Origin of the sequence: Ruminiclostridium papyrosolvens C7 (assembly GCF_000421965.1) — a bacterium.
Lineage (GTDB): Bacteria > Bacillota > Clostridia > Acetivibrionales > DSM-1351 > Ruminiclostridium > Ruminiclostridium papyrosolvens_A.
The window spans coordinates 53241-66400 of sequence record NZ_ATAY01000017.1 but is presented as its reverse complement, the minus strand read 5'-3'; the positions used below and the strand labels follow the sequence as shown (position 1 = coordinate 66400).

The 13160-nt window shown below is 34.3% G+C and carries 8 protein-coding genes; all 8 read left to right on the top strand.

All coding sequences use genetic code 11. The features are described from left to right. Positions 1–49: 49 nt before the first annotated feature. On the top strand, positions 50–4561 hold the full coding sequence (locus L323_RS24530) for a non-ribosomal peptide synthetase (protein WP_020814290.1): 4512 nt from the start codon (positions 50–52) through the stop codon (positions 4559–4561). A 32-nt stretch (positions 4562–4593) separates the two neighbouring features. Beyond that, positions 4594–7731: a cyclic peptide export ABC transporter gene (locus L323_RS24525; protein ID WP_020814289.1), complete on the top strand. Its 3138-nt coding sequence runs from the start codon at positions 4594–4596 to the stop codon at positions 7729–7731. 69 nt (positions 7732–7800) lie between these two features. Further along, positions 7801–8838, top strand: coding sequence for an HAD-IIIC family phosphatase (locus L323_RS24520; protein ID WP_020814288.1), 1038 nt, complete (start codon positions 7801–7803; stop codon positions 8836–8838). Between the two features lie 18 nt (positions 8839–8856). Then, positions 8857–9108, top strand: coding sequence for a phosphopantetheine-binding protein (locus L323_RS24515; protein WP_020814287.1), 252 nt, complete (start codon positions 8857–8859; stop codon positions 9106–9108). Positions 9109–9159: 51 nt separating this feature from the next. After that, positions 9160–10011, top strand: a complete 852-nt coding sequence (locus L323_RS24510; RefSeq protein ID WP_020814286.1) for a 3-hydroxyacyl-CoA dehydrogenase family protein — start codon at positions 9160–9162, stop codon at positions 10009–10011. Positions 10012–10089: 78 nt separating this feature from the next. After that, positions 10090–10344, top strand: coding sequence for an acyl carrier protein (locus L323_RS24505; RefSeq protein ID WP_020814285.1), 255 nt, complete (start codon positions 10090–10092; stop codon positions 10342–10344). Beyond that, positions 10341–11501, top strand: a complete 1161-nt coding sequence (locus tag L323_RS24500) for an acyl-CoA dehydrogenase family protein (protein ID WP_020814284.1) — start codon at positions 10341–10343, stop codon at positions 11499–11501. Before L323_RS24505 ends, L323_RS24500 begins: the two co-directional genes overlap by 4 nt. Positions 11502–11545: 44 nt before the next feature. Beyond that, complete coding sequence (locus tag L323_RS24495; RefSeq protein WP_020814283.1) at positions 11546–13126, top strand: non-ribosomal peptide synthetase; 1581 nt, start codon at positions 11546–11548, stop codon at positions 13124–13126. Positions 13127–13160: the final 34 nt, after the last annotated feature.

Genomic DNA, 13160 nt, shown 5'->3' with positions numbered 1-13160 from the left:
ATGTATAGAGCCTATTCAGCTTACTAATGTATGAGAGGATTTTATAGTTATGAGTAATATCGATTATAGTAGTGATAGTATTTTATACCCATTAACTCATCCCCAAAAGAGGATTTGGTATACGGAAAAGATATATCCCGGAACCTCCTTGCATAATATTGGCGGCCCGGTAAGAATAAAAGGCAATATTGATTTCAACATACTTGAAGAGTCAATAAACATATTTATTAAGAATAATGATGGAGTAAGGTTAAGGTTTGTTGAAGACAGTGGAGAAGTAAGGCAGTATGTAAGTTGTCATAAAAAACTTAAATTTGACTTTGTTGATTTCTCGATATATAAAAATCCTGAGGAAGAATTCAATAAGTGGGTTCGGAAACAAGCAGGAAAGCCGTTTGTTATAGAAGACGAAAGGCTTTTTTATTTCGCATTATTTAGAATATCGGATAATGATAACGGTTATTTTGTGAAATTTCATCATCTTGTTTCTGACGGTTGGTCAATTAACATAATGACAGAGTATATTTGTGATTCATACATGAAATTATTGAACGGAGAAGAAGTCCAAGATAATTCAGGGTTTTCGTATATAGAATATATAGATAATGAAAAAAAGTATCTTTCCTCAGACAGATTCTTAAAAAACAAGCATTTCTGGAATGATAAATTTAAAGATTTTAACGATATATTTTTAAATAAAAGTTCAGATGTTATTAATGGAAAAAGAAAAACATTTACCCTTGGCACGGAGCTATCATTTGCAATAAAGCAGTTTGCAGCAGATAACAGAGTTTCATTGAATACATTTTTTGTAACCCTGTACCTAATATATATTTATAAAGCTACTCTTCAGGAGGATATTATTATAGGAACTCCCGTGCTGAACAGGTCAGGTAAAAAGGAAAAGAACATGTTTGGCATGTTTACAAGTACAATGCCATTTAGGTTTGTCATAGATGATAATTTTAAGGCAATTGATTGCATGGGAAAAGTAAATGAACAACTGATGGAGTGCTACTTTAATCAGAAATATCCTTACAATCTTCTGGTAAAAGACTTAGAACTTAAGAAAAAAGAATATGAAGGCTTGTTTAATACATGTGTCAACTATTATAATACCAGACTGAACTCGGAGCTTAATGGCTTCCCTATTGAAAATGTTGAATTTTATAATGGTAGCCAGATATATCCATTACAAATAATTGTTAAAGACTGGTGTGACTCTGGAAATTTGATACTGGATTTTGACTATAAGGTTAATGACTATACTCATGAACAGATTGAAGATACATACGTCCGGCTTTTGAACTTAGCAAACCAAATTATAAACGACTCAACTGAAAAAGTAAGAAATTTAAGTATAATGACTAATACTGAGGTAAAACGTCTGATATACGATTTTAATGCTACTGAGACAGAATACCCCAGAGAAAAAACAATTTATCAGTTGTTTGAAGAACAGGTATTAAGGACTCCGGATAAGGTAGCCGTACGTTTCAACAGTAGTGTACTTACTTATATACAATTAAACGAAAAAGCCAACCAACTTGCACGATATCTGGCTCAAAAAGGCATTCGGAAAGAAGATATTGTTGGATTACTAACTACTCATTCCATAGAGACTATTATTGGAATACTAGGTGTTTTAAAAGCAGGTGGTGCATATTTGCCAATAGACCCCGGTTATCCGGAGGAGAGAATATGCTATATGCTTGAAAATTCAAATGCCGGAACATTGTTAACAAATCTAGAATTATCCAAAAGTATCAGCTTCAAGGGAGAGATTATCAATCTAAATAATCTGTACCTATACTGTGGCGATTCTTCAAATCTGGAGTGCGCCAATAATCCAAATAATCTGGCCTATGTTATTTACACATCTGGTTCTACCGGAAAGCCAAAAGGCACTATGATAGAACATCGGGGCCTCACAAATTATATCTGGTGGGCAAAAAAGATGTATATAAAAAACAACGATGAGGTGTTTCCATTATACTCTTCTTTAGCGTTTGATTTAACTGTTACGTCAATTTTCACTCCTTTAATCTGCGGATGTGAAATTATAGTATATGATGAAAAAAGTGAAGATATATATGTACTTTACAGGATAATAAAAGAGAATAAGTCAACGGTTATTAAGCTTACTCCAGCTCAGCTTTCCCTGATAAAGGACATGGATAATAAAAATTCTTCTGTAAAAAGGTTTATTGTAGGTGGGGAAGATTTAAAGGTGAGTCTCGCTAAAGATATTTATAACAGCTTTAACGGGAATATTGAGATATTTAATGAATATGGCCCGACAGAAACAGTAGTAGGTTGCATGATCCATCAGCATGATTACGAAAGAGATAACAGTATATCAGTTCCAATAGGAATTCCTGCTGATAATGTACAAATTTATATTCTGGATAAGAACCTTAACCCTGTAAGCACAAACACAATAGGGGAAATGTACATATCCGGTGACGGAGTAGCAAGGGGCTACTTAAACAGACCAGATCTGACAGGAGAAAGATTTATTGATAACCCGTATATTAGTGAAAAAATAATGTATAAAACCGGTGACTTGGCGAGGTTTTTAAGTAATGGCAAAATCGAGTACGTAGGAAGAGCAGATCATCAGGTTAAAATACGCGGGTATCGTGTTGAGTTGGGTGAGATTGAAAAATATATATTAAGTCATAAAGCAGTTAAGGACGCAATTGTTATAGATTTGAAGAATAAGAATAACGACAAATATCTTTGTGGATATTTTGTCAGCAAAGGCAATGTTACCATTGATGAATTGAAACGTTACCTGCAAAAATACATTCCGGATTATATGATTCCGGTGTTTTTTGTTGAGCTTGAAAAAATTCCCTTAACCATAAATGGCAAGGTTGATATGAAGATGTTGCCCAAACCGGAATTTGAGACAATTAGGAGTGAAGGGTTCATTTCATACCGAAATGAAAAAGAAAAAAATCTTGTAAATGCTATATGCGAAGTTTTGAATCTTGAGGCAGTGAGTCTCAACCAGAATTTTATCTATCTTGGAGGAGATTCAATCAAAGCAATACAGGTTGCTTCCAAATTAAACAGTAAGGGCTTGACTATAAAGGTCAAGGACATACTGTTGCACCCGGTAATCGAAGAAATGGTGACATATATTGAGGAAAATAAAGAAATACCTGATAACAATGGTACTTGTAAAGGAGCAATTCAATTAACCCCTATTGTAGCTTGGTTTCTTGAACAGAATTTTTACAATCCGAATTACTATAATCAGAGCGTATTGTTGGATATAAAGCAGGACATTGAGATTAACCTACTTGAAACAATTTTTAATGAACTCATAAGGCAGCATGACTCATTTAGAATTAACTATAATTCCGTGTCTGGCGAGCTGTACTATAACAATAACCTTTTGGAAGAATTTTATCATATCGGAGAGTACGACTTGACTGGTTTATCAGCAGCGGAGAAAGTTAATCAAATGACACTGACAGCAGAGGATTTAAAGTCAGGTTTCAATATTGAAGATGGTATTTTGATTCAGGCATGTGTTTTTAATTTAGGTGAAGATGTAAAAAGAATGCTGATAGCTGCTCACCATTTAGGAGTTGACGGTGTTTCGTGGAGAATAATAATAGAAGACATTAATGCAATGGCTAAGCAAATAAGTAATGGGCAGAGAATTTTATTGGGGTCAAAAACAAATTCATATCAGGAATGGGCTAAGGCGTTGACAGCCTATTCGAATAATGAAGTAGAAAAGGAAAAGAATTATTGGAAGCAGATAGTAAATAAGAATTTTGCTTTTCCTGAAGAATTTGATCTGGGAGAAGAGACCGTTGAAAGTAGTGCTGGCATTCAATTGCAATTGAAGCAGTGTTTGACTGAGAGCCTGCTTACAAAAGCTAATATGGCATACAATACTGAGGCAAAGGATTTGATGATTTTATCTCTATTAAGAACAATAAAAGAGTTTACCGGAATTCAGGATATAATCATTGAACTGGAAGGACATGGGCGAGAGGATATTTTTAAAGGTATTGATATTTCCAGGACAACCGGGTGGTTTACAAGTTTATACCCTTTTTACATACATATGTTAGAAGACAATTTATCAGATCAGATAAAAAAGATAAAAGAAGAAATACGGAAGATTCCTAACAAGGGGATTGGATTCGGTATACTAAAGTACATTTCAAAGGATTTAAATGAAAGCTTTAAAGGAAGTGTAAGGTTCAACTTCCTGGGAGATTTTAATTCAGGAGACAGGAATAATCATTTTGAATTGTTAAAGGATCAGCTGGGACACGATTTTGATAAAGAGAATAAACTATCATCTAGCATCGAAATGAATTGCTTCGTAGTAGATGGGAAATTGAATGTCCTTTTGACATATAGTAAAAATAAGTTTTCTGAAAATACCATGGAGAAATTTTTAAAGAATTATATGGGAGATTTGGAAACCATAATTAACCATTGCCGTGACAAAGAATCAGTAATCTTTACGCCTTCCGATTTTGATACGGTAGATATATCTCAGGATGAGCTGGATAAACTGTTTAGTTGATAAAAGTTCAATAACATATGTGAGGTTTAATAATGAAAAAATCATTTATTGTATTTGTAGTATTACTTATTTCTATTTTTTCATTCTCAAATTCAGTAATTGGTGAAACAGGCGGCTTAACAGCTCAGGATTTAAACCCAAATAGCCTGTCTCAAGAGAAAATAAGCCAAATTGAATTATGGGTAAGAAAAAATTTGAAGGATGGAAAGATTCCCGGTGCATCAATTGTAATAGTTGATGGAGATAAAACTGTTTACAGTAAAGGCTTTGGGTATTCCGATATTAAGACAAAAAAATCGGTAACTGAGGATACTTTATTTGAACTTGGTTCTACAAGTAAAGCATTTACCGCACTTGGAATTCTTAAAATGGAAAAAGAGGGTCTGGTTAATTTAAACGATCCGGTAAATAAATATATTCCATGGTTTAAAATGAAGTATTCAGGTAATTATCAAGGTAAAAAAATTGATGGTTTTGTAAATATTACATTAAACCAGTTATTGCATCATACAAGCGGTATCCCTTTCAAATCAATAGGTGATATTCCTGTTTCTCAAGGGGAGGATGCATTGGAGAAAACCGTTAGGACACAAGTCAGTAAAAAATTAGATTTTTATCCTGGTGAGAAATTTCTTTATGCAACTATAAACTATGATATCCTTGGACTTGTTATCAAAAATGTGTCAGGTCAAAGCTATGAACAATATGTGAAAAATAATATTTTACGGCCGCTAGGTCTTAATAATACTTACCTTTTTAGAAATGAAGTTCCCCTAGAGAATATGTCTTCGGGTTACAAGGTTAAATTTTTAGGGTCTGTAAAATATAATGCACCTATGTACAGAGGAAATACTCCGGCAGGGTATTACATTTCAAATGCAGTGGATGTTGCAAAGTGGCTTAAAATTCAAATGAATACCATAAACCCGGGAACCTTTGATAATAGTCTTATTGATATATCTCATATACCCGACAGAACGGTAGCACCAAACGGTGACGGATCTTCTTATGCTTGTGGGTGGTCCGTGTTCCAGAGCGGTGGAGGTATGATATCACATGGAGGAGGTAATCCCAATTACTCGTCATTTTTCTTATTCAGGCCTCAGGAACAGGTTGGTGTAGGTATTCTTGCTAATTTAAACTCCTCGTATACCGAAGTAATTGCTTATGGTATCAGTAATATAATTCGAGGGGAAAAGCCGGTGAATTATTTATCAGACCTGTATCTTGCAATTGATAATGCTTCAACAACCATTACACTGATAGCTTTACCGATAGCACTAATAACTATTTTTTTGATATTGATTCTGATAATTCAAATTATAAAAGGAAAAAGAATGTATGTAGGCAATGTGAAAAAGGTTATTATTAATACCATTTTCCTGTCACTTTTCATATCAGGTCTGGGAATTTGTATGTACAAAATTCCTGATGCACTCTATGAGGGACTTCCATGGAGTTTTATTAAAGTTTGGGCTCCACAGAGTCTTATTGTAGGAATTTCATTGCTGATAACATGTGTAATAATATTTTGTATTTACTTTTTACTGACATCATTATTTGTAAAAAAAAAGGATAAATCCTGGTTTGTAATTGCTGTTTTAAGTATTGTAAGCGGGTTTGGAAATGCAATAGTTATATTTATTATAAATGAGGCATTAAACAGAACTGGCGGTTTTCAAACCGGATTATTACTGTTTTTTGTATTGGGAATTGCTTTATATGTATATGGCCAACGTTTAGTAAGGATCAGACTTTTAAAGCTTACAAATGAATTAGTATTTAATACGAGGATGAATCTGATTGACGGAATTTTAAGAGCGTCTTATGAAAAAATAGAGCAATTGGAAAATGGAAAAATACATGCAGGTCTTAATAATGATTCAGAAGCATTAAGTAATTTTGCAAACGTACTTATATCGGCTATAACCAGTCTTGTAACACTTTTTTGCTGTTTTATTTATTTAGGAATAATAAATATTTACGGTTTACTTGTTTCAATTTTTGTTATTTTCATAGCAGCAGGATTATATTTTATCGTAGGCAGACATGCCAACAAGCTGTGGGAAGAGACAAGAGATATTCAGAACATTTTTTTTAAGTTTATCAACAGTCTGGTAAATGGTTTCAAAGAGCTTAAATTGCATAATAAAAGACAGATTGAATTTAGAGATGATATGAAGGAGAGTTGTAAAGAATACAAGGATAAGCGTATCAGGGGAGACTTGGGATTTGCTAATGCATTTGTTATAGGAGAACTTCTTTTCACATTGGTAATCGGAGTTGTGGCCTTTGCTTTTCCCGTTCTCTTTAAAGATATACAAACCAGTTCTTTAAGAAACTATATCTTTGTATTTTTATATATGACCGGACCGGTAAATGGGGCTCTGAATTCAATACCGCAAATTATAGGCGTTAGAATCAGCTATAGGAGATTGAATGATTTAAAAAAAGAGTTGGAATGTGAAGAGGAACAAAAAACAAATAAAACTGAATCTGATAACAAACTGCTGAGGAATAAATTTGTGTTAGAGCTGAAAAACGTTGAATACAGCTACAAAAACAGCGATGGTGAGCTTTTTAAAGTAGGACCAATAAATTGTTCTTTCAAATCAGGAGAGGTTACATTTATTACAGGCGGAAACGGTAGCGGGAAGTCAACTCTTGCAAAACTTGTGACAGGGCTTTACAAACCTGATAGCGGAGCAGCACTTATAAATAATAATGTGACCGAGTTTGAAGATTTGAGTCAAAATTACTCAACAGTCTTTAGTGATTATTTTCTTTTTGACAAATTATACGGCATTGACTATAAGGATAAATCAGAAAGAATGCTCGAATTGTTAAAAATATTGCATATTGATGATAAGTTGAGTATAGATAATGGAGTGTTTAGTACGACCAAGCTGTCAAGCGGGCAAAGAAAGAGATTGGCTCTGTTGGTTAGTTATCTGGAAGACAGAGAAATATACATATTTGATGAGTGGGCTGCGGATCAGGATCCTGAATTCAGAAAGTACTTTTATGAATACTTGCTGTCAGATTTAAAAGCCAGAGGGAAATGTGTTATAGCTGTAACCCATGATGATAGGTATTTTGATAAAGCAGATAAAATAATAAAAATGGAAATGGGTAAGATTGCTCAAAAAACGAGCCCGTTAACCTTGTAGAAATGTTGGACAATGTTACAAACTATATTGAAAAAATAAACTCATAATAAATTAATAGGGGGTGATGAAATGGGGGAGTTTGTTAAAGAAATTAAGTGTGTTGTATGGGATTTAGATAATACACTTTGGGATGGAATACTTCTTGAAGATAAAGAGGTTATTTTTAAGCCTGGTATATGTGACATTATAAAAGAGCTTGATTCAAGAGGAGTGCTCAATTCAATAGCAAGCAAGAATAACTATGAAGATGCTGTAAAAAAGCTGGAGGAAGCAGGTATCAGGGAGTATTTTTTATTCCCGGAAATAACTTGGGATGCAAAGTCCAAAGCGATAGATAGGATTATAAAAAATCTTAATATCGGACAGGACACAATTCTTTTTATTGATGACCAGCAGTTTGAACTGGATGAGGTTAAATATGAACTTCCGCAAGTAACGTGTATTAATTCCTGTGAATACATGAACCTGTTGGAATATCCGAGACTAAGGCAAAGATTTAACACAGAAGATTCAAAAAGAAGAAGGTTAATGTACCTTGAAGATATTGAAAGAAAAAGAGATGAAAATAGTTATAACGGACCCACGGAGAAATTTCTTACGTCTCTGAACATGAGAATTACAATTACAGAGGCAGAGGAAAGTGATCTTCAGAGAGCTGAAGAATTGACAGTAAGAACCAATCAGTTAAATGCCACAGGTATAACCTACGACTATAGCGAACTTGATGAATACCGTAAAAGTGATAATCACAAATTGTTTATATGTGAGCTGGTTGATAAATATGGGTCTTACGGAAAGATTGGACTTGCTTTAGTGGAAATTAAGGAGTATTGGCATCTGAAGATGCTCTTAATGTCTTGCAGAGTCATGTCCAGAGGCATAGGAACTGTATTGCTGAATTTTATTATGAGACAGGCAAAGGATAAAGGCGGGAAACTCTATGCGGACTTTAAAATGACCGATAGAAACCGCCAAATGTATGTCACATATAAGTTTGCTAATTTTAAGGAAGTACATATTGATGATGCTGATGGAGTAATTCTTATGGAGAATGATCTTTCAATCATACAAGAGTATCCGCCTTTTGCTGAAGTAAGTATTATGTAACGAAGAGAGGAAAAGTTTATGGATAGTGTTAAGACAATCAGAGATTTTATTAATGAAAACCTTATAACATTTAATGAGGATGCAGCTTTTACCGATGAAGACGACATATTTAAATTGGGCTTTGTAAATTCCCTTTTTGCTATGAAGCTTCTTACATTCATCGAAAATGAGTTCAACATAAAAGTTGAAAATGAAGAAATGGAATTGTCAAATTTTAATTCAGTATCAAACATTGTAAATTTTATTGACCGAAAAACTAAAAATAATTGAATTATATATAAGTAAATTACAGCAAGATAAATTAATATTGGAGGGCTTAATATGCAATTTAGTAATATCGGTATAATAGGTGCAGGTACAATGGGAATTGGTATGTGTATAGATTTAGCATTCCATGGTATGAGTAGTGTACTTGTGGATATTTCTGATGATACTCTGGAAAGTGCAAAAGCAGAAATTACAAAAATAGTCAGGTTTGCACCCTTACTGGATAAAACTCTCCCAAAGATGGACAGTGATAACGTCTTGAACAAAATTAAATTTACAACAAACATTGAGGACGTAGCAGAATGTGAATTTATTGTAGAGAATGTAACGGAAAATTGGGGAATTAAAGAGACAGTATACAAGCAGTTGAGCAAGATTTGCAACGCTGAAGCCTGCTTTGCCGTGAATACGTCATGTATCTCTATTACAAAAGTCGGAAGTGTAACTGAAAGACCTGATAAGGTTATTGGAATCCATTTTATGAATCCAGTGTACTTGAAAAAAAGTGTGGAAGTGATAAAAGGCTTTCATACATCTGAGGAAACTATAAATACAACACAGTGTTTTTTGAAACAGCTGAATAAGGAAGCTATTATTGTTAATGATTTGCCGGGTTTCGTGTCAAACAGAATATCACATTTGTTCATGAATGAAGCTGCTTTTGTTGTTCAAGACGGAGTGGCAAAACCTTCTCAGGTGGATGAGATTTTCAAAAAATGTTTTAATCATAAAATGGGCCCTCTTGAAACTGCAGATTTAATTGGGTTGGATACTGTAGTTAATTCACTGGATATCCTGTATGAAAGTTATCAGGACCCTAAATTCCGTTGTTGTCCGCTACTGAGAAAGATGGTGGATGCAAAATTATTGGGTAAAAAATCCGGCAAGGGATTTTATACATATTAAGTATTGCTATGGTTATAAAAAAGCAGCGATTCAGTGTCGTTGATATACCTTAAGTAAAATGAGGGGAGGGTAATACATATGGGGAGTAATGTGTATGCTGAAAAAATAAGTGAGTATATAATGATGAATACTAACTTAAATAGTATTGACTATAATTTAGACATATTTGAGGAAGGACTGGTTAGTTCTTTATTTGCTATAGAGCTGATGACTTTTTTAGAAAAAAACTTTGAAGTAAAAGTAACAATGGATGATTTAGATATGGAGAATTTTAAATGTGTGAATAACATAGTTAAGTTTGTTGAAAACAAACGAAATGGAGGCAATGTATGATTGAATTACTTTTAGATGAACAGAAGGATAAATATAATGAGTTTTGTAGTTTTGCGGAAAGTAATGTTCAACCATATGCAAGTGATTGGGAGAGAGAAGAGCGAATTTCCAAGGACATAGTTAATAAATGTATAGAACAAGGATATTTGGGATGTACCATACCTGAAGAATTCAACGGTAACGGATGGGATAGTATTACATACGGTATTTTTACAGAAGCAATAGCTCGTTCAAGTACTTCATTGGCCGGATTATTCAATGTACATACTATGGTAATGCAAACTCTTTTGAAGTGGGGAACTGAGGAACAAAAAAACAAATGGTTATATAGGATGTGTAAAGGTGAAATACTGGGTGCTTTTGCATTAACAGAGCCAGATGCCGGAAGTGATATCAGAGGGATTAAAACCAGATTTACTCCTAAAGGCGATAAAATTATACTAAACGGAAAGAAGAGATGGATTACCTTTGGCGGGTTAGCGGATATATTTGTTGTCTTTGGAATGATGGATGATGAAAGCGGAAAACCTGTGGCATGTTTTGTTGAGAAGAATACACCGGGATTTGAAATAATACCAATTACAAATATGCTGGGATTCAAGGCCAGCTATTTGGCAGTACTTGAGTTTAATGAATGTGAGGTAGATAAGGAGAATATTATAGCAAAACCGGGTTTTGCATTTTCTCACATTGCTCCTTATGCCTTGGATTACGGGAGGGTCAGTGTGTCTTTCACAGCCCTTGGAATAATAGGCGGGTGCCTGAATTACTGTTGTAATCATGTTTTACGGAGAAAGACTTTTAATTCAAGACTTATCGACCAAAGTACTATTAAAGAAATGATAACCAAAATGGGTGTGGATTACGAAGCTGCCAGTCATTTGTGCATTAATTCCTGCAAGGCAAAAGATATGAGTAACCCTAACTATGCAGAAAAAGTCATGATTGCAAAATATTTTACAACAAGAGCTGCACACAGACATGCTGATAACGCTGTTCAAATCATGGGTGCCACCGGTTGTAATGAAAATCATGCTACGGCTAGATACTATAGGGACTCTAAGGTGTTGGAAATAATTGAAGGAAGTACTCAAATACATGAAATGATATTAGGTAACAGCTTCACTAAGAAATTCAGAAAAATAGAAAAAAAATAAGCAAAAAAGTACCAGACCCGTAAAGGTTCAAGGAGATTATTCATATGACAGATATGGGTAACACATGTGATATCGAGACTTTATACCGGCATATTAATGATACAAAAGCAGTTTATCCGAAGGATAAAACGGTTATAAAACTGTTTCAGGAGCAGGTGAAAAAGAATCCTGACGCTAAGGCAGTAATTTTCGGTGAGAAAAGTCTTACGTATGGAGAACTGGATAAGAAGTCAAGTCAGGTCGCCTATTTATTACATACCAAGGGAGTTTGTACAGGAAGAATAGTAGGGATAATGCTGGAGCGCTCTATTGAGATGATTATTGGGATATTTGGCATAATAAAAAGCGGAGCAGCTTACCTTCCAATTTCACCAGAGCTTCCTGTAAAAAGAATCGAGTATATTATTTCGGATAGTAACAGTGAATATTTGCTTACCACTACCAGGTTCTTAGACAAGCTTCAAGGGATAAACACTAAAATTATAGATTTAGAGCAAGAACCCATTTATTCTTTACCTGAATATACTAACGACTCAATAGAACCATCTGATTTAATTTATGTAATATATACTTCAGGTTCTACTGGGAACCCGAAAGGGGTAATGGTAGAGCATTGTTCTGTTGTCAACCGACTTAACTGGATGAAAAATAAATATCCCCTCACTCAGAGTGACACTATTTTGCACAAAACACCTTTTGTATTTGATGTTTCTGTATGGGAGCTGTTCTTGTGGGCTATTACAGGTGCCAAGGTGGCACTGTTGGGCCCCGGATATGAAAAATTTCCACAAGGGATAATTGAGGAAGTGGAAAAGAGACAGGTTACAATAATCCACTTCGTACCTTCCATGTTTAATTCGTTTTTAAATTACCTTAAAGATACGGAATACGTAAAAAAACTATCAAGCTTGAAGCGGGTATTTTGCAGTGGTGAAGCTCTCTTGCCCATACATATTAAAAAGTTTAATGAAACAATTGGTAAAAGCGGTAATGCATTTCTGACTAATTTATATGGGCCAACCGAGGCAACCGTTGACGTAACTTATTATGACTGCAATGATGTGAATAATGATATAGTACCAATCGGAAAACCCATTGATAATATAAGGATTTATATTATCAATGGATTTGATTTGCAGCCGGTAGGGAGCAGCGGTGAATTATGCATTGCAGGTGATGGGGTAGCAAGGGGATACCTGAATCGTCCTGAATTGACAGAAGAGAAATTTTCAGGTATTGCCATAAATGGTGAGGACAGAATTTACAGAACAGGAGATCTTGCACGTCTTTTACCAGACGGAAATATCGAATATCTTGGGAGAATGGACAATCAGGTTAAAATTAGAGGATTGCGGATTGAATTGGGAGAAATTGAGTCTAAGATTGGTGAATATAAATATGTTGAACAATGTGTTGTAGTTTTAAAGAATCAGGAGCAGATTAATCCTATTTTGACTGCATATATACTTACTGACAGGGAGGAATTAACTGCAAAAGAAATCAAGCAGTTTTTAAAGACTCAGTTACCTGAGTATATGATTCCGAATCAGTATGTTATGTTGAATAGATTTCCATTAACACAAAATGGAAAAATAGACAGAAAAGCGTTGTTGCTTCATAATTGATGTTAAGATAAGTAAACATTTATTGGGAGATTTA

What these genes read in the sequence shown, in the direction of transcription:
- L323_RS24520 (WP_020814288.1), top strand. Translation starts at nt 7,801, where the DNA reads ATGGGGGAGTTTGTTAAAGAAATTAAGTGTGTTGTATGGGATTTAGAT.
- L323_RS24495 (WP_020814283.1), top strand. Translation starts at nt 11,546, where the DNA reads ATGACAGATATGGGTAACACATGTGATATCGAGACTTTATACCGGCAT.
- L323_RS24515 (WP_020814287.1), top strand. Translation starts at nt 8,857, where the DNA reads ATGGATAGTGTTAAGACAATCAGAGATTTTATTAATGAAAACCTTATA.
- L323_RS24530 (WP_020814290.1), top strand. Translation starts at nt 50, where the DNA reads ATGAGTAATATCGATTATAGTAGTGATAGTATTTTATACCCATTAACT.
- L323_RS24510 (WP_020814286.1), top strand. Translation starts at nt 9,160, where the DNA reads ATGCAATTTAGTAATATCGGTATAATAGGTGCAGGTACAATGGGAATT.
- L323_RS24505 (WP_020814285.1), top strand. Translation starts at nt 10,090, where the DNA reads ATGGGGAGTAATGTGTATGCTGAAAAAATAAGTGAGTATATAATGATG.
- L323_RS24500 (WP_020814284.1), top strand. Translation starts at nt 10,341, where the DNA reads ATGATTGAATTACTTTTAGATGAACAGAAGGATAAATATAATGAGTTT.
- L323_RS24525 (WP_020814289.1), top strand. Translation starts at nt 4,594, where the DNA reads ATGAAAAAATCATTTATTGTATTTGTAGTATTACTTATTTCTATTTTT.